Below are 22,729 nucleotides of genomic sequence, written 5' to 3'. Positions count from 1 at the left end.
CCATTCCGAACCCGACCAGTGGAGGCAGCAGTGACGGCAAGGCTCAGTGTCGATGTCGGGGGTACGTTCACCGATTTGATGTACTGCGACGAGGAAAGCGGGGTATCCGTCGTCGCCAAGGGGCCGACCACACCGGGGGCGCCCGACAAGGGGATCACCGCACTCGTGCGATCCAGCCTGAGCACCGCCCAGCTCGCCGCCGTGTCGCATTTCCTGCACGGCTCGACGGTCGGGATCAACGCGTTGCTCGAGCGCACCGGCGCGGTGGTCGGCATGCTTACCACCGCGGGGTTCCGCGACGCGCTGGAGATCCGGCGCGGTGACCGGGGGGAGGCCACCTACGACATCCTGTGGCGGACGCCGGAACCGCTGGTACCGCGTCGGCTGCGCTGCCCGGTACGGGAACGCGTGGCGGCCGGCGGTTCGGTGCTCACCCCGATCGATCTCGCCGACGTACGCGCGGCTGCCGCGGTGTTCGCCGAAGAGGGGGTGGAATCCGTGGCGATCACGTTCATGAATGCTTACGCCGCACCAGAACACGAGGTCTCGGCTGCGGAAGCGCTGCGCGAGGCCGGTTTCGCCGGGGAGATTTCGTTGTCGCACCTGGTGTCCGGCGAACTCGGACTCTACGAACGGACGTCGACGACGGTGATCGATGCCTACGTCCGTCCGCTGATGGCGGCCTACCTGCGGGACCTGGCAACGGAGCTGGGCGAGTCCGGGATGCGCGGCGAATGCCTGATCACCCGCTCCGGCGGCGGTGCGCTGCCGTTCGCCGAGGCCGGGGTCCGCCCGTTCGAGACGATCATCTCCGGGCCGGTGGCGGGCGCGATGGGGGCGGCGAGCCTCGGTGCGGGCAGGGGAATCAAGTACGCGATCACCGCGGATGCCGGCGGCACGAGTTTCGACACCTGCCTGATCGTCGACGGCCGGCCGCAGACCAAGTACCAGGGTGAAGTGCTCGGCATGCCGATCCAGTCGCCGTGGGTGGACGTGCGCTCGGTCGGCGCGGGGGGCGGGTCGCTTGCGTCCGTCGATGCCGGTGGCCTGCTCCGGGTGGGGCCGCAGAGTGCGGGTGCGGTGCCGGGACCCGTGTGTTACGGACGGGGCGGTACGGAACCGACGGTCACCGACGCCGCGGCGGTCCTCGGCATGCTCGGGGAAGGCAAGCTCGCCGGTGACCTGATCCTCGACCAGGCAGCGGCCCGTACTGCGGTCGCCGGACTGGGTTCCCGGACCGGGCTGGACGCCGACAGCGCCGCAGCGGGCATCATCCGCATCGCGAACGCGGAGATGGCCGCGGCGGTCCGCACGATCACGGTCGAGCAGGGCATCGATCCGCGGGAGGCGGTGCTGATCGCGTTCGGCGGGGCGGGACCGCTCTTCGGCGCCCTTCTCGCGGACGAGCTGGGGATCCGGGACACGCTCGTTCCGGTGCACGCGGGCAACTTCTCCGCGGTCGGGCTCCTCGGCCAGGGCATCGCCCGCTCGGCGGCGCGGACGTTCATCGCGCCGTTCGGCCCCGCCGCGCTGAGCCGCGCAGGGGAACTCGCGGCCGGCCTGTTCGCGGCGCTTCCCGACGGTGACGAGCGCGAGCTGGCGTTCGACATGCGCTACGCCGGCCAGTACCACACCTTGACGATCGGCGTGCCGAACGTGCACGGGCTGCCCGGCGCCGGCGCCGACGGCGTCGTGGACCTGTTCACCGCGAGCTATGCGGCCACGTTCGGCGACACGTTGCCCGGACCGGTGGAAATCGTCGCGGTGCGGGCCACCACCCGGTCGGCGCTGGTCGAGGTTCCGGTCCCGGCCGGGGCAAGCGTCACCGCCGCACCTGCCTCGGTCAGGGCGTACTCGTTCCGCAAGGCCGAGCGGGTGGATTTCCCGGTGGTCGAACGGGCGGCGCTGCGCGTGAGCGAACCGGTTCCCGGCCCGCTGATCGTGACCGAGCAGACCACGACGACCTATGTGGACACCGGTTTCACCGTCGAAGCACAGCCGGATGCCACCCTGCTGATCCGCAATCTCGAGGTGCCGCGATGACCGCCGGTGCCATTGCCGCGGAAGTCATCCGCCACGGGCTCGGCAGTGCCACCGAACAGATGCGGCTTGCGTTGCGGCGCATGGCGTTCTCCCCGGTGATCCACGAGGCCAACGACTTCGCGGCCGGACTGCTCGACCGGCATGCCCGGCTGCTGGCACAGGCCCGCTCGATGCCGGCGTTCCTCGGCACGCTGGGCATGGCCACCGAGGCGATCGTCGCGGCCTGCGGCGGGGAGGACACGCTGGCCCCCGGCGATGTCCTCGTCTCCACCTACGCCTACGACACCGGATCCCACCCGCCGGACATGACGTTCGTGGTCCCCGGGTTCGTCGACGGGCAGCTTGCCGGGTACGCGGCGGTCAAGGCGCACGTCACCGACCTCGGCGCGAAGGACACGGCCTGCACGGACACCACGGACAACTTCCAGGAGGGGCTGATCCTGCCCGGGGTGCGGCTTTTCGCGGCCGGGGAACGCCGCGCCGACGTGCACCGGATCATGCTCGCCAACTCGCGGGCGCCCGAGGCACTCGCCGGTGACCTGGCCGCCATCGTCGCCGCCGCCCGGATGGGCATCGACCAGTTGTGCCGGATCGTGACGCGGCACGGGTCCGCCGGGTTCACCGCAGCCACCGAGGTGATGTTCGACCACGGCGAGAAGGTGGTCCGCGACGTGTTCGCCGGTATTCCCGACGGGCGCTACACCGGGCACGCCCAGCTCGACGACAACGGCATCACCGACGAACCGATCCCGCTCGGGATCACGGTCGAGGTGTCCGGCAGCGACGTCACCGTCGACCTGACCGGCGCGCCCGCAGCGGCGAGCGGCCCGATCAACTGCCCTCGCGCGATGACCGTGTCGGTCGCGCGCGTCGCGGTCATGTCCCTGGTCGGCGGAGGGGAGTCGGTCAACGAAGGCTTTTTCCGGCCGCTGCACGTGCGGACCACCCCGGGGACGATCTTCCACGCGGTGAGCCCGGCCCCGGTGTTCCTGTACGCCTGGGCGGCGGTCGCGGTCGCCGACGGGCTGCACCGGGCGCTGGCCACCGGGCTGCGCGAACGGATCCCCGGGCGCAGCGGCGGGGACATCTGCGCGACCGTCTTCATCGGCCGTGATCCGGAGACCGGGCGATTCTGGATGGACGGGACCGATCACGGTGTCGGCCAAGGCGCCTCGGCACACGGTGACCAGGGCGCGCCACTGATCCACATCCTGACCTCGGGCCTGCTGACGGCCTGCCCGGAGGCGATGGAGGCCCGCGGCGGGCTGCGGGTGGAGAGTTACGGGCTCGCCCCCGACTCCGGCGGCGCCGGCCGCCATCGCGGGGGGCTCGGCGTCGACGTCGTCTACCGCACGCTCACCGGCTGCACGCTCAGCATGCTGTGGGAGCAGACCCGCACCCCGGGCTGGGGACTGCACGGCGGCGGGGACGCGCGAGTGAACGCCTACCGGGTGGTCCGGCCCGACGGCAGTGTGCACGAGTCCGGGAAGCTCGGCGGGTATCCGCTGCCCGCCGGGTCCGTGGTCGAGGTGCGCACCGGCGGTGGCGGTGGCTGGGGTCCGCCGCAGGAGCGCGATCCGGCGGCGGTGCATGCCGATGTGCGCGAGGGGTATGTCAGCGAAGCCGCCGCACGCCGCGATTACCCGCACGCGTTCGAAGGAGGTAACCGATGACTGCCGACCCGGTGCTGGCCGAGGTGGTCCGGCATGGGCTCACCGCCGCTGCGGAACACCTCCGCATCACGTTGCGCCGCATGGCGTTCTCCCCGGTCATCCACGAGGTCAACGATTTCGCCGCCGGGTTGTTCGACCGGCAGGCCCGGCTGTTGGCACAGGCGCGTTCGGTGCCCGCGTTCCTCGGCACGCTGGGCGTCGCCATCGAGGCAGTGGTCGCCGCGGTCGGCGGCGAGGAGGCACTGGCGCCGGGCGACGTCCTCGTGTCCACCCTCGCCTACGACACCGGTTCGCACGCCCCGGACGTGACGTTCGTGCTGCCCGGGTTCGCCGGAGAGCGGCTGATCGGGTACTGCGCGGTCAAGGCCCACGTCACCGATCTCGGGGTCAAGGACGCCGCGGCGACCGACACGACCGACATCTTCCAGGAAGGCCTGATCCTGCCCGGCGTCCACCTGCACCGGGCCGGGCAACGGCAGGACGACGTCTACCGCATCCTGCTCGCCAACTCGCGGGCACCGGAGGCGCTCGCCGGGGACGTCGCCGCGATCTTGGCAGCCGCGCGGATGGGGCTCGACGAGCTCGGCCGGATGATCGACCGACATGGTTCGGCGACGTTCGAGGCGGCCGTCGCTGCGATGTTCGACCGGGGTGAAGCCATTGTCCGGGAACTGTTCGCGCAGATCCCCGACGGACGATACGTCGCGCATGCGGCACTGGACGACAATGCGGTCACGAGCGAACCGGTTCCGCTCACCGTCGCGGTCGAGGTCTCCGGAAGCGACCTCACCGTCGATTTCACCGACGCACCCCCGATGCAGCCAGGGCCGATCAACTCCCCTTACGCGATGACCGTGTCGACCGCGCGGGTGGCCGTGATGTCGCTTGCCGGCGGTGCGGAATCGTGCAACGAGGGCTTCTTCCGCCCGCTCCGGGTGAAGACGACGCCCGGCACGATCTATCACGCCGTCGCGCCGGCTCCGGTGTTCGTCGCAGGCTGGGTGGCGACGGCGACGTACGACGCGATCCATCGCGCGCTCGCCGATGTCCTGCCCGAGCAGGTCCCTGCGCGCAGCGGTGGCGACGATTGCGCGACAGTGTTCATCGGCCGGGACAGCGCGACCGGGCAGTTCTGGATGGACGGCATGGATCACGGGGTGGGCCAAGGCGCCTCGGCCCGTGGTGACCAGGGCGCACCCGTCATGCACGCGATGGCGTCCGGGGTGCTCACCTGCTGCCCCGAAGCGATCGAGGCCCGCGGTGCCCTGCAGGTCGACCGGTACGAGCTGGCCCAGGACTCGGGAGGGGTCGGCCGGCATCGGGGCGGGCTGGGGATCGACGGCGCCTACCGGGCGAAGAAGGACTGCGCGCTCAGCATGTTGTGGGAGCAGACCCGTACTCCGGCGTGGGGACTGCGCGGTGGGCGTGACGGCGGGTTCAACGGCTATCGGGTCCACCTTCCGGACGGTACTGTCCACAGTGGCCGGAAGCTGAGCTCCTTTCCGCTGCCTGCCGGGGCAGTGGTCGAGGTTGCCACGGGCGGCGGTGGCGGCTGGGGTCCACCGCGGGAACGTGATCCGGCAGCGGTGCGCGCCGACGTGCGCGAGGGGTACGTCAGCGAAGGCGCCGCCCGCCGTGACTATCCGCACGCGTTCGAAGGAGGTAACCGGTGATCGCCGATGCGCACCTCGACCTGCTGCAGGACCTTTCCCTGCGCGACCAGGATCCGGACGTGTTCGCGCGGGACTGGCTGCCACAGCTGCAGGCCGGCGGCGTGGCCGCGCAGGTGTGCGCCGTCGCGTGTGAGGACCGGGTGAATCCGGGCGCGAACCTCGTACAGGCATTGCGCCAGGCGGCCGCGTTCCGGCAGGCCTGCCGGCGCAACTCCGGCCAGGTCCTGATGGTCGCCTGCCGGGCCGATCTCGACACCGCTCTCGAATCCGGCCGGATCGGCATGGTGCTCGCGCTGGAGGGAGTCGACGCGGTCGGCCGGCATCTCGGAGTCGCCGACGCACTCGTGGACCTCGGGGTCCGGATGGTCGGCCTCACCTGGCAGTTCCGCAACGACGCCGCGGACGGCGCTGCCGAGCCGCCTGCGGGAGGACTCAGCACCTTCGGCAGGCAGCTGGTGGCCCGGCTGCTCGACCGGGGTGTGATCCTCGATGTCGCGCATGCTTCGGAAGGCACTTTCGATGACGTGCTCGACCTCGTCAGTGCCCACGGCGGCAATGTCCTGTGCAGCCACGGAGGTTGCCGGGCGCTGCTCGACGAACCACGCAACCTGTCCGACGATCAGCTCAGGAGGCTGGCCGCGGCGGGCGGGGTGATGGGCATCGCCGCTGTACCGCACATGCTTTCCGCCGATTCCCGGGACCTGCCGGTCATGGTCGGCCACATCCGGCACGCGGTCGAGGTGATGGGCGCCGAGCACGTCTGCCTCGGCGGAGACTTCTTCGCGCAGTTGCTTCGCTCCATGCCTGCCGCGGTAGCCGCGATCGCGGCTACCGCCGAGCCCGGTGCCGAAACCGATGTCGGCGCGCTCGACGGGCTGGCGGGGCCCGAGGATTACGGCACGCTGGTCTCCGCACTGCACGAGACCGGCCTTCCGGCCGCCCAGGTGGAGGATGTACTGCACGGGAACCTGATCAGGTTCCTGCGGCGATCACTTCCCTGACGAGGTGGCCGAGGTGCTTGCCGGGCAGGACCCATCCCGTTCCGCCCGCCCGGCGGTACCCCGCAGCCGGGCAGGCAGCCCCGAGTGGGTCCCGGTCAGGGCCGGACCCCAGGCGGCGCGATGATGTTGATCTGCGCCTTCTCGGCGGCAGCGGTGAGTTTCCGGGCGGTTTCCTCGTCCATCTGCCACCCGCGCTTCGGCCCGTCGTATTCGGCGGGCTCGGACACCTCGCGGAGAAAGTTCTCGAATCCGGTGGGCGAGGTGAGCAGCAGATACGTGACGCCGGCTTCGGGGTCGGCCTGGAGCGTGTGCGGGACGCCGACCGGGAGCAGTACGGCATCACCCGGGCCCGCGGTGAATTCGCGGCCGACCGACCAATAGGTGATCGACCCTTCCAGGACGAAGAACATCTCGTCCTCGACGGCGTGCTCGTGCAGCGGCGGGGTCGCGCCGGGGGCCATCTGCTGCCAGGCGAGCAGGAGCTTTCCCTCGGTGTGCGAGGCGTCGAAGATGATCTGGACGTTGTCGCCGAGGAACCACAGCGAGTCGCGATCCGCCTTGCGGATGTGCTGGGCTCGTTTGGCCTTGACGAGGGTTTCTTCGTCGTAACTGCCGGGCTCGGTTGCCATTTTTCGTTCTCGCTCTCGGGTGAACGGACGTGTTCCGAAGTGGAAGGGAGCAGTGAAAATATGCGAATGACTATTCGTGACAAGGGCTTCTACCTCGTAGTATCTGAGACTAGATTAGCGACTGCCTGATCGCAAGTGGGATTCCGGCAACGACCGGGCGCGCGGACCGGTCGACCTCGGATCTTCCTGGAGCGAGCGAATATTCGCAGTAGTTGACAACGACAAGTCTGCTCTCTAGTTTTCTGGTGAGGGGCAGCGATTCTGTCGGATCCACCGTCGCTGCGCGGGCGGATGACAGCGAGAGTTCGTTCGCAACTTGGCGCGGGCAGGCCAGGGCGAGGGATTTCGGCCATGGCGGAAGTCCTTGCGGCGAAAGAACATCCGGCCCGGTACCGAGCAGCTTTCCCGCGCGGGAAAAGGAGACTTCTCATGGCATCCCGCAGTTCCGGAGCGAGCAGCAGGCACCGCTGGCTGCTGCTCGTGCCGCTCGTCTGGCAGCTGGCGATGGCCGGGGTGGTCAACGACGTCCCGTGGGCCCCGCTCGGCCTGCCGTTTCCGATGGTCTGGCAGATGGCCGGTGTCCTCGTCTGCGTGGGGGCGCTGAGGCTGGTGTTCGTGCTCGACCGGCGGGGCGGCCTGGAGCGGGAAGAGGCGGAGTTTCTCGCCCGGACCACCACCGGTGATCACGTCGGCGAGGGAGCCGCATCGTGATTCAGGCGATTGTCGTCACCATCGTGCTCGGCACTGCTTTCGGGGCGATCATGCCGGCCCGGAAGGGCGCTCGCTCCGCGAGCTTCACCGAATGGGCCGTCGGCGGGCGGCGGTTCGGCAACGTGCTCTTCTGGTTCCTGAATGCCGGCGAGTCCTACAGCACGGCAGCTGTCTTCGGCATCTCCGGCTACGCATGGGCGGCCGGTGCGCCTGCTTACCTGGCGTTCACCACGTTGCCCGCGGTGTATGTGGCCGGTTATTGGATCATGCCGAAGATCTGGCGCAGTGGCCGGCGATTCGGTCATGTCACGCAGGCGGATTTCCATGCGGCGCGGTACCACGCGCAGTGGCTCGGTGTGGTGACCGGGATGGTTGGCATCGCGGCGTTGATCGTCTACGTGCAGATCCAGCTGATCAGCGTCAGCATGATCGTGCGGCTGGCGGTGAGTGACGTCGCGCCGGACCTCGCGGTGGTCATTGCCGGGGTGGTGATGCTCGCGTTCGTGACGGTGACCGGACTCCGTTCCGCCGCTTTCGCCGCCACGGTGAAGGACATCCTGATGGTGGTCGTGCTCGTCGTCCTGGTCGTTTCGGTGGCCGGCAAGGTCGGTGCGACCTCGCTGTCCGATGTCTTCAGGACGACCGGGCAGGAGCATCCGGGATGGTGGCAGCTGCCCGGCGGCGACCCGCACTCGGGGATGACCGCCGGCTGGCTCATCACGTCGTCGTTGAGCGTCGGGCTGGGCAGCTGGATGGTGCCGCAGGCGTTCCAGTACTGCTACTCCGCAGGCACGGCCACGACGATCCGCCGGACCAACGTCTGGATGCCGCTCTACGGACTGTCCTGTTTCCTGGTGATCCTTCTCGGTGCGGCCGCGCTCGCGGCAGGCACGCGGCCGGAGGGGGGCGATCCGAACGCGGCACTACTGACCTTCGTCACGGCTTCCTACCCGCCGTGGGTGGTCGGATTGCTGGCAGCGACCGGATTGCTGCTCGCACTCGGACCGGGTTCGGTGACGTTGCTCAGCGCGGCTTCCACCTTCGCGCGCAATGTCGCGCAGCCCCTGCGCCCGGCGATGCCGGACCGCGGCAACCTTCGCGTTTCGCGGGTGGCCCTTGTGGTGATCACGGCGATTGCAGTCTGGGTGACGCTGCACAACTCCGGCTCGCTGGTGACCGTGCTGCTTCAGGCGAATGCAGCGCTGGAAATGCTGGCTCCGGCGGCGTTCCTCGGCTTCCTGTGGCGGCGGACCACCGCGATCGGCGTCCTCGCCGGGCTGGTCGCCGGGTCGGTGTCGTTGCTGACGCCGTTCGCCGCCGGGTTCTGGAAGACGCACCTGCCCTCCGTCGACGCCGGCCTGATCGCGCTGCTGATCAACACCGGGGTGGTGGTGCTCGTCAGCCTGGTCACCTCGAAGCCGCCGCCGGCCGCGATCGAAGTCGGGCTGGGCCTCACGGCGAACGACGTGCCGGGCCCGCACCCTGTGGCCGGGCCCGGCCGATGATCGCAACCCGAGCGTTTCCCTTGCAGACTGGAGGTCAGATGACATCGGTGCGCCATCTCATGGATCCCGCCTACGCCGCGCGGCGGGCCACGGAGGCCGACGATCATTGGGGTGGGATTGACACGGCGAAGGTGGCGATGCTGTGCATCGCGGACCCGTTCTGGCCGGACGACTGCACCCCGGAGCACGTCCGGGCGGCGGCGATCGAATCCTTGCAGGCGGACGGCGCGCATTACAGTTCGCCGATCGGGGAGCGTGCGCTGCGGGTGGAGATCGCGAAGCGGGTCGCGCGGGTGAACGGCCTGGAGGTGGATCCGGATCGCAACGTCACCGTCGCCGGCGGGTCGGTGCCGTTGTTCGTCCACGCCATGCGGCCGTTCCTCGAACCCGGGGCGCAGAACGAGATTCTCACCCCGACGCCGTCCTGGGTCACGAACTTCGAGATCGGCCCGCTTGCCGGCGGCGTGACGGTCCCGGTGCCGACGTATCCCGAGGACGGGTACGATCTGCGCATCGACGAGTTCGCACGTCGGCTGACCCCGCGCACGAAACTCGTGCTGATCGCGAACCCGAACAATCCCACGGCCACGCTGTACAGCCGCCGGGCGCTGGAACAGCTTGCCGCGTTCGCCCGGGAGAATGACCTGATCGTGGTCACCGACCAGGCTTTCGAGGACACCGTTTTCGATGGCTGCGAGATGACCGAGATCGCTGCGTTGCCGGGAATGGCGGAGCGGACGATCCTGATCAGCTCGCTGTCCAAGGGGATGGCGCTGTGCGGGTACCGGATCGGGTACGTGGTGGCGTCCGAGGAGATCACCGACGTCCTGCATTCCTCGGCGGCACACATTCTCGGCGCCCCGAGCACGGCGGCACAGGCGGCCGCGGTGGCGGCGCTTCGCGAGCCGCAGTTCGTCGAGGCCTACCGCGCCGAGTACCGCAAGCGAGCCGACGCGATCTGCGCGATGCTCGACACTGTCCCGGATCTCGGGTATACGAAACCGCAAAGCGGGTATTACCTGTGGCTTGACGTTTCCGCGTTCGGCAACGCCCGCGAGGTCACCGAGTACCTTCTCCGGGAAGCGTCGGTATTGCTGAACGAAGGGGACACCTGGGGGAGCAGTGACCATCTCCGGCTGGTCTATTCGACCTTCGCGGACCGGAACCGCTGTCTGTCGGCGATCGAGCGGATGGTCGACGCCTTCGCCCGGCATCCGAAAGCCGCGGTGAAGGGGAAATCCCGGTAATTCTCCTTGCGGCAGTGGCCGCTGCTCCGTTCAGGACAGCCGGAAAACGGTCGGGTCGGTGGTGGTGAAGGGTGACCAGCCGGGGTCTCCGTCGCGGACGAAACGGCCGAGGCGGTCGCCGAACGAATTCCGCGTCGATGCCGCGTAACTGCGGTGCCTCGGCCCAGGCTTCCGCAGTGCCGAAGACAACGGCAGCTCGACGCAGTGGCGCGCGCCGAATGGTCCGGCGCGCCAATCGAATTGGTGGACGAAGCAGGTTTCCCGCGTTTTTCCCGTTGCTGGGCCGCGGCGACCGCGGCGGTGGTGAACTCGCTGTCGGTGAGGGCGGCGCCGAGGACCCGGCCGGGAGCCTGGCCGTGCTCGTGAACCGCATAGATTCGAGCACCATCGCCGAACCGCCGATCCAGTTCGGCGATCACGTCAGGGCATGGAGGTCCTGGCTTGCGTTCCGATCCAGTGCCTCGAGCGGGCTGGTCCACGGCAATTCCGCGGTCGCCGTCGGGGTACAGCGGGGGGTGTCCCGATGAGTTTGGTCAAGGGGCGGTCGGCTCGGGTGGTGTGAGGTGTGCTGTCCGGTCGGGTTGGTAGTGGGTGTGGTTGCGGAGCATGGTGTAGAGGACGTCGCAGCGGCGCCGGGCGAGGCAGATCAGTGCGCGGCTGGTTGGGTCTGCCGGCGAGGCGAACGCGGCGAGGAAGAACGCGCGTTTGGGGGCGCGGTTGCCGGTTCTGGCGGGGTGTTCGCCTTTGATGCTGGTTCCGGAGCTGCGGGTGACGGGGGCGATGTCGGCGTGGGCGGTCAGGTGTGCGGTGGACTTGAAGTTCGAGGCGTCGCCGATCTCGAGCAGGATGCGGGCGGCGGTCCTGACGTCGATGCCGGGCAGCGATGGCAGGACCTCGGAGAGGGGGTGCGCATCGAGTATCCTCTCGACCTCGTCGGCGATCTGTTTCCGTTGCTGCAGGACGGTTTTCCGGCTGTCGGCCAGTCGCGGGAAGACCAGGTCCGCTGGGGCGGTGGCCGTTTGCTCGCCGAGCGCGGAGATGATCGCGTCGACCAGTTGGCTGCCTATGCGGGGCGCGTGGGCGGTGGCGATCGCTGATCCGGGTTGTTTCGGTTGCGAGGTCGTCGTCGAACCCGACGAGCACCTCCAGTTCGGCCAGGGCGTTGTCGCCGAGATCGACCTGGCGGAGCGGGTGCGGCAGCGATCGGGCGGCGTCGGTTTTCGCGCGGCCCGGGTGGAGGTCGGCGATGCGGCGCATCGCGAGTCCGGGCAGGTAGGCGACCTGGTGCCCGGTGGCGCGGGCGACCCCGACGGGCAGTGCCCCGATGGTGGCGGGCTGGTCGACCATGACCAGCAGTCGTCCGTGCCGGGCGAGTTTGTCGAACAGGGACTGCAGTTTCGGTTCGCTGTTGGGCAGCGGCCCGTCGTGCAGCCGCTCGTCCTCGGCGGTCACACCGACTGCGTGATGGGCGCCTTTGCCGACGTCCAAGCCGAGGAACACCGTGAAATCGCTGCTCATGCACCATGCCATTCAGCCAGGGCCGTGGTGATCGCCAGTCGGGCATCGAGCGCCGGCACCCACGCCTGCGAAGAGGCCTGCCATCGGCGGTCTTGTCCCTATCAGCGGTCGATCGATGCCACCAGGCCCGGGGACACCACCCCCGGATCATGCCTGCAACAGGGGGACAAAGTCATGCCGAACCCGGCGACCACGGTCCCCGCCTCGGGGACCACGAAGCCGGTAACGGGTGAACTTCCTTCGCGTGCAGGGCACGAATCCGGCCACGTTCATCGGTCACGGTGAGTCCACATCGGCAGTGTCCGATGCCGACGTCGCGATGATGCGCGCCGTCGACGAAAGCCACACCGCCGATTCCGTTGAGTGGCACGGATCGTTGGGCTCTTCCCGGTGCGATCGGCTGGCGCCTCGGTGAAACGCAAGCTCGCCCGAGCCCGCACCTAGGGATGTCGATGTCGGCGCCGGCTCGTTCGGCCGAGGCGAGATCGTGGAAGGACTCCGGGAGGTCGCCGGGCCAGTAGATCAGCTCGGTCTTGACGGCCGGCCACCGTTCCCGGCGCCTTGATCGGTCAGCCGCCTACGTCACGACGGCCGCCCGGCCCGCGGCCGGGATCGCGGACGTCCTCCCCGCGGAATTGCACGACGGTCACCGGGGCATTCCGCGCCGCGTCGACGGGGTCTTGCATCCGGCCGAGGGTCCCGTGCGCCGGCGTGGCCTTCCCGGTGGCGGGTTTCCGCCGGATCCTGGCATGAATCAGCGTGTCCGGGTGGTGCGGCCGGCTCTACCGTCGATGGCGTAGTCCGGTCCGCCATGGAGGGCAGTGTGCACGTTCAGATTGTCTTGTTCGACGGTTTCGACCCGCTCGATGTCATCGCGCCGTTCGAGGTGTTCCATGCCGGGGGTATGGCGAGCGGAGGCGTGGTCACGGTCGAGCTCGTTTCCGCCGAGGGTGCCCGTGAGGTCGTGAGCGGTACCGGCGGGTTGTCGTTGCGGGCGAATGGCGTGCTCGATCCCGCTCGGGCGGGGGTGGTGCTGGTTCCGGGCGCGGCGGGCCCGATCGGGGACATGTCCGATGTGGACGGTGCGGAGGAAACCATTCCGGTCCTGCTCGGCCGGGCGGTGGAAACCTCGTTGCCCACGCTGCTCAAGGCAGCTCTGGCGCAGCCGGACGTTCTGTTCGCCACCGTGTGCGGCGGCTCGCTCATCCCCGCCATGGCCGGGTTGCTGGAGGGCCGGTATGCGACCACGCACCACGAAGGGCTCGATCTCCTCGATGCGACCGGGGTGCATGCGGTGCGGGCGCGGGTCGTCGACGACGGGGATCTGGTCAGCGGCGCCGGGGTCACGTCGGGGCTCGATCTCGGTCTGTACCTGCTTGAACGCGAGATCGGGCCCCGGGTGGCGCACGCGGTCGAGGAGTTGTTCGCGCACGAGCGACGCGGCATCGTGTGGCGCAACACCGGACCCGAGCCGGCCGGCTTCTGAACCTCTCTGGAAGGGAATAGCTCTTGTCTCCCAAGGAAATCTGGGTGCTGACCATCTCCACGCCGATCGGGCGGATCACCGCGAACATCGACCTGTTCGAGGAGGACGGCAGGTGGCGCGGCACCGCGAGCGGAACCGGTGAAGAGGTCGAGCTCACCGACCTCGTCCGCGACGGCAACCGGCTCACCTGGCGGCAAGCCGTCAATCGCCCGTTGCGGTTGAACCTCGCCTTCGACGTGACAGTCGACGGCGATGTTCTTGCCGGGACGTCGAAAGCCGGCCGGCTGCCGCCGTCGAAAGTGGCCGGGCGGCGCCGCCGGTGATCTCGACGGGTTCTTCGAAGGCCGACCTGTTCCTGCGTGCCGCCACGCGGATCCCCGGTCGCCGCCGGTTTCTCCATCTGGTCGGCGCTGCGGCGGCCGCGACGACGCTGGCGGCCGCGACACCCGCGCGCCTCGCGGCCCGGACCCGCGTGGTGCTGCTCGGGACCGCGGGCGGCCCGACCGTGCTGACTCCCGACCGGGCCGGGGTGTCCACCGCGGTCGTCCACGACGGCCGGATCTACCTGGTGGACCTCGGGATCGGGGCGTACTGGCGGCTGGTGCGCAGCGGTCTCGCACCGGGGCCGGCGGCGGGGGACCTGCTCGGCAACGTCCGCGGGATCTTCTTCACCCACCTGCACAGCGACCACGTCGCGGATTGGCCGGCGCTGTACGTGACCGGCGTGTCCAACGCGATCGGCCGCACCGGACCGCCGATCCAGGTCTGGGGCCCTCCCGCGCGCCCGGCGCTGCCGCGGGTGTTCCCGCCCGGGCGCCCGGCGCCGCCGGTCGTCGGCCCCGCCGAACCGGGGCCCGGCATCACGGACCTCACGGACCATCTCGGCCAGGCCTTTGCCGCCGACCTCAACGACCGCGCACGGGACAGCGCCCTCGCCGGCCCGGAAAGCGTGTTCCACGTCCAGGACATCGACCTCGCCGGGATCTGGACCCCGGACCCCGAAGGACGGCCGCCCCGGCTGCGCACCCCGATCCGGGTGTGGCAGGACGGCGAGGTCACGGTCACTGCGACCCTCGTCGACCACCACCCGGCCGCCCCGGCTTTCGCCTACCGGTTCGACACGCCGGACGGCTCCGTGGTGATCTCCGGCGACACCGGTGTCAGCCCGAACCTGATCGACCTCGCCCGCAACGCCGACTACCTCGTGCACGAGGTGATCGACCCGCGGTTCGTCGACGAACTCGTGACCCGCCTGCCCCCGGACCGAGCCGGGCCGATGCGCGAACACCTCCTCGCCGCGCACACCACAATCGACCAGGTCGGCGCGCACGTCGCGGAACCGGCCGCGGTCCGCACCTTGGTACTGAACCACCTCGTCCCCGCCACCACCCCGGAACACCGCTGGCGGGACGCCCAGCGCGGATTTTCGGGGCGGCTCATCGTGGGGAGTGACCTTCAGGTGCTGCCGCTGGGCCGATGATGGCCGCCACCGGAAGTGCGGGCAGGCGATCGAGTTCCTGAGCTCTTCGTGGAACGCGCCGCACCGTTCCGTGAGCCCCGGGACCGGCCGGATACCCCGGTCCGCACGGAATCGGCTTGCCCGGGTGGCACTGCCTTCGGGGCAAGTGCAGCCGGCCACCAGCGTGATGAACGTCCACACCATCGGTTCTGTTGCCTGGAATGACGCCGGGCCCGTCCCTTGCGCCGCCCTATATCGGCTGTGGCGTGTCCCGGTCTTCGCCGCGGCCGAGGCGATCCCACTGCCGGGCGTGAAGTGGCTTCGGCGGGCGGTACCCAGCTGTCCACAAAGGACGTTCTCGACCTGAGCGGCCACGACCTCCTTTGTGGACAACGCCGAGTCCCCGGCGCCGAAGATCAGCTCGATGCCCCGGCCATCTCCCCGGCGATCATTCCGGATCCGCCGTCGATCCATCCGCCGTCGATCACGAGGCTCGAGCCTTGGCGGTACGAGGCGGCGGGGGAGGCCAGGAACACCACGGCGGAGGCGATGTCGCCGACCCTGCCTGCCGGGGCGGCCGCGAGTACCTGTCCCTCGGCCGAAACGGTCCGACGGGTGCTCCATGATGGTGTCCGGTGCGGCATCGCCGGCAAGGCCGACGCTGAGGGTGTCGACGCGCTCCGCCGAGCACGCTTCGAGTCGTTGCTCATTGCGGCCGACGAGCAGGACTTTCGTACCCGCCCGGTGCCTCTCCCGGGCGATCTCGGCGCCGATGCCGGAACTGGCGCCGGTGACCACGGCCACCTTGCCGTCCACTGTGGAGGCAGGGGCGGACTGCATGCGTTGCGCGCTTTCCGTCGGCGGCTGTGTCATGGTTCGACCGGTTGACGATCAAGCGGGACAAGCTTTCCCGCTCCGGAGTAGCCGCGGCAGCGGGGATCACCGGCGCCGGGCCAGGATGATCGCGTTGTCCGTCCGGTCCGGTTGCTTCCCGTGGCCTGGTTTCGGCGTGCGGGATGTCCCATTGTTCCGGGTCGAGTGCGAGCTGCGTGCTTTCCTCGTCAGTGCTGAGGAAGCGGTACAGGTCGCGGGGGACGTTGCCCCAGGGCGGCAAGTCCGCGTGCGAGGTGATGAGCAGATGCCCGGGCGGCGTCGACGGGTACCTGCCGTCCGTCCTTCAGCTGCACCACTGTGTCCCCGACGATTTCGGTGACGGGTTCGGAGTCGGGACGGATGCCGCGTGCGCGGGTCCTGGCCTCGGTGCGAGGTGGCGGTTTGCCGGAAGACGATCTCCGGGACACCGTCGCGACGCTGGCGCCCTCAAGGCTGGCATCATTGCTGTCATGGGGCGGAGGGTGCGAGCCGGAGGCCGGTGTCCGTGGTGCCGACGTGGCATGGTGCGCCGGACCGCGGGGCGGCACGGGTTTTTCCTGGGCTGTTCCAGGTGGCTTCCGGACGGCTCCGGTTGTAACGCGGCATGGAAGCCGGACGGTTCCCGCATCCCGGTCCGATCTCGTCGGAGAGTCCCCGGCCGGTGGCCGCGGACCCGATTGCGGGATCTCATGATCCTCGTCGGGATCGGGTTGATTGCCGTGTTGCTCGTCGGCATCGTCGGTGCTCTCGTCAGGTTGGTCTGGTGAGTGCCGGATCTCCCGCAGTACACATCCCCGCGCAATCGCCACCCCCACGTCCCTCCACGGTGGTATGTATGTGCCATGAGTGACCAGCCTGCAGGCAGCACCCTCGCCGTGATCCGGGCTGCGTTGCCCGCCTTGCTGCCCAGTGAGCAGCGGGTCGCCGAGGTGGTGCTGGCCCGGTCTGCCGAGGTCATCGACTGGTCGGTGGCCGATCTTGCGGCGGCGGCGGGGACGTCGTCGGCCACGGCGGTGCGGGCTTGCCAGCATCTGGGCTTTCGCGGGTTTCAGCAGTTGCGGCTGCTGCTGGCACGGGACGCCGGCAACGCGGCCCAGCCGGCCAGTCCGGAGTTCGGGCCGGGGGACTCGCCGGAGACGATTGCGGCGGCGGTGTTCGCCACGGCCGGTGGGGTTCTCGCCGGGGGGATGGGGGCGGTCGAGCCTGCTGCGTTGCGCAAGGCGGTCGACGTGCTCGTTGCGGCTCGGCGGGTGGTGTTCGTCGCCAATGGCGGGTCCGGGTTCGTTGCGCAGGCGGCGGCGTTTCGGTTCACTGCCAACGGGTTCATTGCCGAGGCGCCGGCGGAGGCGATCAGCCAGCAGATCGTCTGCCGGTTGCTCACGGCCGAGGATGTCTGCGTCGCGATCAGTTCGAGTGGGGTCAACGAAGTCACCTTGCGCGCTGCCGAAGCCGCGGCGAAGGCCGGGGCCACGCTCGTCGGGGTGACCTCGTTGACGCACTCACCGCTGACCGCGCTCGCTGACCTCACCCTGGTCACCGGTACCGCGCCCTTCCAGCGCAACGACGTGTTCGCGGGCCCGATGGCGCAGCTCGCGCTGCTGGTTTCCCTTCAGCTCGCGGCCGGGTTCCGCCGCCCGGACCGGTCGTCGGAGGTCCTCGACGAGGTGTGGCAGGTCATCACGTCGGACACGCGGCGTAGCTGAGGTTCACCCGGGCCGGGGTAATCCTGTCCGGGGCGTCGCGGAATCCTCAGCCGCGCGCCACCCGCTGTTCACGTCCTTCGCCGACACTTCCCGTGTAAGCGCGTACCAGAGATCGTAAAATCTGTGGAACGCGGATTCATGGAGGGAGCGTCGTGGGACAGATTCAGCTCGAGGGCCTCACCCGCCGGTTCGGCGCCGTCACCGCGGTCGACCGGGTGCACCTGGAGATCGGCGACGGCGACTTCGTTGCGCTGCTGGGCCCGAGCGGATGCGGGAAGACGACGCTGCTGCGGATGATCGCCGGGCTGCTCGCGCCGAGTGCCGGCCGGATTTCCGTCGACGGCCGGGACGTGACGAATCTGGCTCCCAAACGGCGTGACCTGGCGATGGTCTTCCAGAGCTACGCGCTCTACCCGCATCTGACGGTGGCCGGCAACATCGGGTTCCCGCTGCGGGTCCGGCGCCGTCCGCGCGCCGAGATCCGCGACCGGGTCGCCGAAGTGGCCGCCCAGCTCGACCTGTCCGAGCTGCTTCGCCGTCGCCCCAAGGAACTTTCCGGCGGGCAGCGCCAGCGCGTGGCCCTCGGCCGGGCTCTGGTACGGGAACCCAGTGCATTCCTGATGGACGAGCCACTGTCCAATCTGGACGCCAAACTGCGCACCGCCACCCGCGCGGAACTGGCTGCGCTGCACCGCAGGCTGGGTTCCACGTTCGTCTACGTGACGCACGACCAGGTCGAGGCGATGACGATGGCGACCCGGATCGCGCTGCTCGACGGCGGGCGGCTGGAGCAGGTCGGCACGCCGGCGGAGGTCTACGACGAGCCGGCGTCGGTGTTCGTCGCCGGGTTTCTCGGGTCGCCGCCGATGAATCTTCTGCCGGCCACCGCGCGCACGATGGGCGAGCGCGTGCGGGTGCTCGCCGACGCCGTCGACGTTCCACTGTGGACCGGAACCACGCCGGAACAGCAAGTGGTGCTGGGCATCCGGCCCGAGCACCTGTCCTTCGCCCCGCTCACCGAGGAGCCGGGTACCCGCCCGCTGCTGCGGGGAACCGTGGCTGCGCTGGAAAACCTGGGCAGTGAAGAGGTCGCCCTCTGCGCCGTCGGGGACGCCACCGTGGCCGTGCGCGGCCCGCGCCCGCTCGGAGTCGTCCCCGGTGAGCCGGTCGCCCTGACGGCCGCGGCCGACCGGATCCACCTTTTCGACGCGCCGAGCGGACGCCGGCTCGTCTGGCAGCCGGAAACCGTCCTGGCCGCCGCCTGACCCCTGTCTGAGGAGAAATTCCATGAGATCCCTTCGCCGCTCCCGCGCGGCCGGACTGCTCGCCGCCGTGGCTTTGTCCGCCACTGCCTGCGGTGGGCTCGGCGCGACCGCGAGCAGCAGCAACGCCGTCGCGCCGGTCCCGGAACTGGACGCGAGCCAGCACGTCGACCTCACCTTCGAGAGCTACAACCTCGCCACCGCCGGGACCTGGACCACCACCGTCAACGACCTGCTCGCGCGGTTCCAGCGGAAGCACCCCAACATCACCGTGCACGGCCAGCCGCCGCAGGGCGGGGGCAGCGCGGCCACCGGAACCGTATCGAGCGTGCAGAGCCAGCTCATGGTAGGCAAGGCGCCGGACGTCGCCCAGCTGACCTTCGGCGATCTGGACTACGTCGTCTCGAAGCTCAAACCCAAGCCACTGGCGGATCTGGTGGGCGCCGATGCGGTGCAGAACGCCCTCGGCGGCACGCATCCGATCCATGAGCGCGCCCGGAACCTCGCGTCGATGGACGGCAAGGCCTACGGGCTCCCGTACGTCTTCTCCACGCCGGTGCTCTTCTACAACGCCGACCTCTTCCGCAAGGCCGGGCTCGATCCGGCCAAACCGCCGTCGACCTGGGCCGAGGTCCAGCAGGCGGCGTTCGCGATCAAGAACGCGACGGGTTCCGCAGGCGCGTACGCGGACTGCTTCACCAAGACCTCGGGCGACTGGTGCCTGCAGTCGGTCATTCGCTCCAACGGCGGGGCGGTGCTGTCGGCCGACCGCAAGAAGCTCAGCTTCGCCGACGGGCCCGCCGCGGACGCCCTCGCCACGATGCAGCAGATGGTCAAGTCCGGGGCGACGCCGGACTTCACGCAGGCGCAGGCAATGGAGGCGATGGGCCGCGGGCAGCTGGGCATGCTGCTCGAGTCGAGCGCGCTGCAGGGCACGCTTCAGCAGCAATCGACCGGGAAATGGGAGCTGCGGGCAGCGCAGGAACCCTCGTTCGGTACCCGTCCCGCCATCCCGACGAACTCCGGGTCCGGGCTGTTCATCTTCTCCGAGGACAAGGCGAAGCAGCGTGCGGCATGGGAGCTGATCACGTTCCTGACCAGCGATGAGGCCTACACCCAGATCTCGTCGAAGATCGGGTACCTGCCGCTGCGCACCGGGCTCGTCGACGATCCGGCGACGCTCAAGCCGTGGGCCGACCAGCATCCGATGATCAAGCCGAACCTGGCACAGCTGGACCGGCTGGAACCGTGGGTATCGCTGCCCGGGGACAACTACGTGCAGGTCCGCGACCTGATGCTGCAGGCGGTCGAGAACGTGGTGTACCGCGGCGCGGACGTGCGCAGCACCCTGACCGCGGCACAGGTCCGTGGTCAGGAGCTGATGGCGAAATGACCACTGTGGACAGTTCCCGGCATCTCCCGCTGGCCGGCACCTGGAATGTCCGCGATGTCGGGGGCTACCCGACCCGCGGCGGCGGTACCGTCCGCTGGCAGCAGCTGTTCCGCGCCGACGCTTTGTCCGGAATGGACGAAGCGGGCGTCGCCGAGCTCATCCGCCGTGGCCTGCGCACGGTGATCGACCTGCGGGAACCGGCCGAACGCGAGAACGCGCCCGATCCCTTCTCCGGTCCGCAGCCCCGGGTGCTGGCGCGGCCGGTGTTCGACGGCCGGATGGGCTCCGGCGGCCATCCCGAGCTGGAAACCGTCTACGAGCGGATGGTGGACGACTTCGGCGCGCAGCTGGCGTTGGTGGTACGGGACCTCGCGCGGCCGGGCGCGCTGCCCGCGCTCGTGCACTGCACGGCAGGCAAGGACCGCACCGGTGTCCTGGTCGCGCTCGTCCTCACGATCGCCGGGGTGGACCGCGACGTCATCGCCGCCGACTACGCGCTCACCGGCGAGTATCTCGGCCGCGAGTTCGTCGCAGCGGCGCAGGCCCGGCTGGCCGGATACGGGGTACCGCAACGGGTGCAGGACAACCTGATCTCCTGCCCGCCCGAACTGATCCTGCGCACGCTGGACCGGATCGACCGCTCCCACGGCAGCGTCGAGAACTACCTGTACACGCACGGTGTGCCCACTGAAGAACTGACCGCGCTGCGGACAGCGCTGGTCGAAAACCTGTGACCGGAAAGGACATCATGAGCACCCCTACGCACACCATCGTCCAGATCAGCGACACCCACATCGTTCCCGAGGGCGCACTGCTGCACGACAAGGTCGACACCACCGCGAACCTCACCGCGGCGCTCGCCGGGGTCGAGGCACTCGGCACGGTGAAGGTGGTCGTGCTCACCGGCGACCTGGCCGACACTGCTGACCAGGCTGCGTACCGGCGGCTGCGCGCGATCGTCGACGAGTTCACGGCACGCACCGGCATTCCGGTGCTGTTCATGATGGGCAACCACGACGAGCGGGCCGCGTTCCGCACCGGTTTGCTCGGGGAAGAGCCGAGCATCGAGCCGTACGACCACAGCAGTGAGTACGACGGGTTGCGCGTGATCGTCATGGACAGCACCGTTCCCGGCCACCACCACGGCGAGTTCACCACCGGCCAGCTGGACTGGCTGCGCGACGAGCTCGCCACCCCGGCACCCGCCGGGACCGTGCTCGCCCTGCACCACCCGCCGATGCCGATGGCCGTACCGCTGATGGAGGAGCTGGGCTTCCGCCACACCAGCGAGCTCGCCGACGTCATCCGGGGTACCGACGTCCGGATCGTGCTGAGCGGGCACGCCCACCACGCCGCGGCCACGGTGCTGGCCGGAATCCCGGTGTGGATCAGCGGGGCCACCGCTTACACCCAGGACGGGTTCGCCGGCCCGGAGGTGCTCCGCGGCGTCGTCGGTGCGGCGTGCACGCGGGTCGACGTCTACCCGGACCTGGCGACGGCCACCTCGGTCCCGGTGTCCCCGGCCGGGACCGTCTACGAGGTCAAGGTCAGCGAGCTGCTGACCCTGGCCGGTCAGCCGCACTGAGCGCCGTGCTCGTCGTCGCTCCGGACTCCGTGCCGGTGCCCGCCGCCGAGGGGCGCAGCTCGCGGCCCTCGGCGGCGGGGCGCCTGCGCGGCTGGCTCGTCCCGCTGCTGTACCTGGCGCCTGCGCTGGTGTTCCTCGGCCTGTGGACCTACCGGCCGCTGCTCCAGACCTTCCAGCTTTCCTTTTACCACTGGAATCTTCTGCCGACTTCGCCGATGACCCCGGTCGGTACGGAGAACTACACGCGGGTGCTGTCGATGCCCGAGCTGGGTCAGGCCGTCCGCAACACCCTGGTCTACATCGTCGGGCTGCTGCCGTTCACGGTCGTGCTCCCCACAATCGCGGGGCTGCTGACGCGTCGGGTCCGCGGACGCGCGAAGACGGTGTACCAGGCACTGATTTTCCTGCCCACGCTGGTCACCCCGGTGGCGAGCGCGGCGGTGTGGCGCTGGCTGTTCGACCCGCAGAGCGGTCCGGTCAACGGCGTGCTCGGCCTGCTGGGCATGGCGCCGGTGAACTTCCTGCGCGACGAGCACGCGGCGATCGGTGCGATCATCGTGGTGTCCGGGTGGAGCCTCCTCGGGTTCGCGACCCTGGTGATTTCGGCCGGGCTCACCGGGATCAGCGCCGACTACCCGGCCGCCGCCTCGCTCGACGGCGCGTCCCGCTGGCAGATCACCCGGTGGATCACGCTGCCGCTGCTGTCGCCGACCGTGCTGTTCCTCGTGCTCACCACCACGTTGCTGTCGGTGCAGATCACCTTCCCGCTCATCGACCTGCTCACCGAGGGCGGCCCGGACGGAGCCACCACGAACGTCTACTACCTGCTGTGGCAATCCGGTTTCCGCAACTTCGACGCCGGGTTCGCGGGCGCCGCGGGGACGGTGTTCTTCGCCGGGTTCGGGCTCGTCGCACTGCTTTTCGTGTGGCTGTCCGACAAGCTCAGCTTCTACGACAACTGAGGAAGA

The 22,729-nt window shown here is 69.7% G+C and carries 18 protein-coding genes and 2 pseudogenes; 16 read left to right on the top strand and 4 right to left on the bottom strand.

The features are described 5' to 3' along the window. The first annotated feature begins 30 nt into the window (after nt 1-30). Genes OO71_RS01435 through OO71_RS01420 form a run of 4 tightly spaced genes read left to right on the top strand, consistent with a single transcriptional unit; the run spans nt 31 to nt 6,390 of the window. Nucleotides 31-2,043 carry a hydantoinase/oxoprolinase family protein gene (locus OO71_RS01435; protein ID WP_033287695.1) on the top strand — a complete coding sequence of 671 codons (2,013 nt, stop codon included), beginning with the start codon at nt 31-33 and terminating at the stop codon, nt 2,041-2,043. Beyond that, nucleotides 2,040-3,716, top strand: coding sequence for a hydantoinase B/oxoprolinase family protein (locus tag OO71_RS01430; protein ID WP_033287694.1), 1,677 nt, complete (start codon nt 2,040-2,042; stop codon nt 3,714-3,716). Before OO71_RS01435 ends, OO71_RS01430 begins: the two co-directional genes overlap by 4 nt. Continuing rightward, nucleotides 3,713-5,389, top strand: coding sequence for a hydantoinase B/oxoprolinase family protein (locus OO71_RS01425; protein WP_033287693.1), 1,677 nt, complete (start codon nt 3,713-3,715; stop codon nt 5,387-5,389). The genes OO71_RS01430 and OO71_RS01425 overlap by 4 nt, the downstream gene beginning before the upstream one ends. Beyond that, nucleotides 5,386-6,390, top strand: coding sequence for a dipeptidase (locus tag OO71_RS01420; protein ID WP_051790891.1), 1,005 nt, complete (start codon nt 5,386-5,388; stop codon nt 6,388-6,390). The genes OO71_RS01425 and OO71_RS01420 overlap by 4 nt, the downstream gene beginning before the upstream one ends. Nucleotides 6,391-6,485: 95 nt before the next feature. On the opposite strand, the gene OO71_RS01415 is transcribed toward OO71_RS01420, so the two are convergent. Then, on the bottom strand, nt 6,486-7,019 hold the full coding sequence (locus OO71_RS01415; protein ID WP_051790890.1) for a cupin domain-containing protein: 534 nt from the start codon (nt 7,017-7,019) through the stop codon (nt 6,486-6,488). A gap of 429 nt (nt 7,020-7,448) precedes the next feature. On the opposite strand from OO71_RS01415, the gene OO71_RS01410 reads away from it, so the two are divergent. Genes OO71_RS01410 through OO71_RS01400 form a run of 3 tightly spaced genes read left to right on the top strand, consistent with a single transcriptional unit; the run spans nt 7,449 to nt 10,482 of the window. Then, nucleotides 7,449-7,730 carry a DUF3311 domain-containing protein gene (locus OO71_RS01410; protein ID WP_033287692.1) on the top strand — a complete coding sequence of 94 codons (282 nt, stop codon included), beginning with the start codon at nt 7,449-7,451 and terminating at the stop codon, nt 7,728-7,730. After that, nucleotides 7,727-9,235 carry a sodium:solute symporter family protein gene (locus OO71_RS01405; protein WP_156096110.1) on the top strand — a complete coding sequence of 503 codons (1,509 nt, stop codon included), beginning with the start codon at nt 7,727-7,729 and terminating at the stop codon, nt 9,233-9,235. Before OO71_RS01410 ends, OO71_RS01405 begins: the two co-directional genes overlap by 4 nt. 38 nt (nt 9,236-9,273) lie before the next feature. After that, nucleotides 9,274-10,482, top strand: coding sequence for a pyridoxal phosphate-dependent aminotransferase (locus OO71_RS01400; RefSeq protein ID WP_033287691.1), 1,209 nt, complete (start codon nt 9,274-9,276; stop codon nt 10,480-10,482). Nucleotides 10,483-11,015: 533 nt separating this feature from the next. Here OO71_RS01400 and OO71_RS48370 read toward each other — a convergent pair. Further along, nucleotides 11,016-12,000, bottom strand: a pseudogene (locus tag OO71_RS48370) (IS110 family transposase). Nucleotides 12,001-12,823: 823 nt separating this feature from the next. Between OO71_RS48370 and OO71_RS01385 the strand changes: the two are divergent. Genes OO71_RS01385 through OO71_RS01375 form a run of 3 tightly spaced genes read left to right on the top strand, consistent with a single transcriptional unit; the run spans nt 12,824 to nt 14,966 of the window. Continuing rightward, nucleotides 12,824-13,486: a DJ-1/PfpI family protein gene (locus OO71_RS01385; protein WP_169776508.1), complete on the top strand. Its 663-nt coding sequence runs from the start codon at nt 12,824-12,826 to the stop codon at nt 13,484-13,486. Between the two features lie 23 nt (nt 13,487-13,509). Then, entirely contained in the window at nt 13,510-13,809 is a 300-nt protein-coding gene (locus OO71_RS01380) for a hypothetical protein (protein WP_033287688.1), read from the top strand. Then, a complete protein-coding gene (locus OO71_RS01375) occupies nt 13,806-14,966 on the top strand; it encodes an MBL fold metallo-hydrolase (RefSeq protein WP_211260417.1) in 1,161 nt (386 codons plus the stop codon). The genes OO71_RS01380 and OO71_RS01375 overlap by 4 nt, the downstream gene beginning before the upstream one ends. A 395-nt stretch (nt 14,967-15,361) precedes the next feature. On the opposite strand, the gene OO71_RS51880 is transcribed toward OO71_RS01375, so the two are convergent. Together OO71_RS51880 and OO71_RS51875 are read right to left on the bottom strand one after the other, a co-directional pair. Then, complete coding sequence (locus OO71_RS51880; RefSeq protein ID WP_033287687.1) at nt 15,362-15,589, bottom strand: SDR family oxidoreductase; 228 nt, start codon at nt 15,587-15,589, stop codon at nt 15,362-15,364. A 91-nt stretch (nt 15,590-15,680) separates the two neighbouring features. Then, a pseudogene (locus OO71_RS51875) lies at nt 15,681-15,785 on the bottom strand (hypothetical protein); the annotation flags it as partial. An 875-nt stretch (nt 15,786-16,660) separates the two neighbouring features. Between OO71_RS51875 and OO71_RS01365 the strand changes: the two are divergent. From OO71_RS01365 to OO71_RS01340, 6 genes are all read left to right on the top strand, one after another. After that, nucleotides 16,661-17,521, top strand: coding sequence for a MurR/RpiR family transcriptional regulator (locus OO71_RS01365; RefSeq protein WP_033287686.1), 861 nt, complete (start codon nt 16,661-16,663; stop codon nt 17,519-17,521). Nucleotides 17,522-17,673: 152 nt separating this feature from the next. Continuing rightward, nucleotides 17,674-18,786 (top strand): ABC transporter ATP-binding protein, encoded by a 1,113-nt coding sequence (locus tag OO71_RS01360; protein WP_033287685.1) that lies wholly within the window; start codon nt 17,674-17,676, stop codon nt 18,784-18,786. Nucleotides 18,787-18,808: 22 nt separating this feature from the next. Further along, entirely contained in the window at nt 18,809-20,176 is a 1,368-nt protein-coding gene (locus OO71_RS01355) for an ABC transporter substrate-binding protein (protein WP_033287684.1), read from the top strand. Further along, entirely contained in the window at nt 20,173-20,910 is a 738-nt protein-coding gene (locus OO71_RS01350) for a tyrosine-protein phosphatase (protein WP_033287683.1), read from the top strand. Before OO71_RS01355 ends, OO71_RS01350 begins: the two co-directional genes overlap by 4 nt. Before the next feature lie 14 nt (nt 20,911-20,924). Next, a complete protein-coding gene (locus OO71_RS01345; RefSeq protein ID WP_033287780.1) occupies nt 20,925-21,761 on the top strand; it encodes a metallophosphoesterase in 837 nt (278 codons plus the stop codon). Between the two features lie 5 nt (nt 21,762-21,766). Further along, entirely contained in the window at nt 21,767-22,723 is a 957-nt protein-coding gene (locus tag OO71_RS01340) for a carbohydrate ABC transporter permease (protein WP_245633533.1), read from the top strand. The last annotated feature ends 6 nt before the right edge of the window (nt 22,724-22,729 follow it).

The sequence above is a fragment of the Amycolatopsis jejuensis genome, from assembly GCF_000717335.1.
Lineage (GTDB): Bacteria > Actinomycetota > Actinomycetes > Mycobacteriales > Pseudonocardiaceae > Amycolatopsis > Amycolatopsis jejuensis.
Note: the sequence above shows the minus strand (reverse complement) of the source record. Positions and strands in the feature narration are given on the sequence as shown.

Coding starts and splice junctions, on each gene's coding strand:
- OO71_RS01430 (WP_033287694.1), top strand. CDS start 2,040: ATGACCGCCGGTGCCATTGCCGCGGAAGTCATCCGCCACGGGCTCGGC.
- OO71_RS01425 (WP_033287693.1), top strand. CDS start 3,713: ATGACTGCCGACCCGGTGCTGGCCGAGGTGGTCCGGCATGGGCTCACC.
- OO71_RS01415 (WP_051790890.1), bottom strand. CDS start 7,019: ATGGCAACCGAGCCCGGCAGTTACGACGAAGAAACCCTCGTCAAGGCC.
- OO71_RS01410 (WP_033287692.1), top strand. CDS start 7,449: ATGGCATCCCGCAGTTCCGGAGCGAGCAGCAGGCACCGCTGGCTGCTG.
- OO71_RS01400 (WP_033287691.1), top strand. CDS start 9,274: ATGACATCGGTGCGCCATCTCATGGATCCCGCCTACGCCGCGCGGCGG.
- OO71_RS51880 (WP_033287687.1), bottom strand. CDS start 15,589: ATGCCGCACCGGACACCATCATGGAGCACCCGTCGGACCGTTTCGGCC.
- OO71_RS01365 (WP_033287686.1), top strand. CDS start 16,661: ATGAGTGACCAGCCTGCAGGCAGCACCCTCGCCGTGATCCGGGCTGCG.
- OO71_RS01355 (WP_033287684.1), top strand. CDS start 18,809: ATGAGATCCCTTCGCCGCTCCCGCGCGGCCGGACTGCTCGCCGCCGTG.
- OO71_RS01350 (WP_033287683.1), top strand. CDS start 20,173: ATGACCACTGTGGACAGTTCCCGGCATCTCCCGCTGGCCGGCACCTGG.
- OO71_RS01345 (WP_033287780.1), top strand. CDS start 20,925: ATGAGCACCCCTACGCACACCATCGTCCAGATCAGCGACACCCACATC.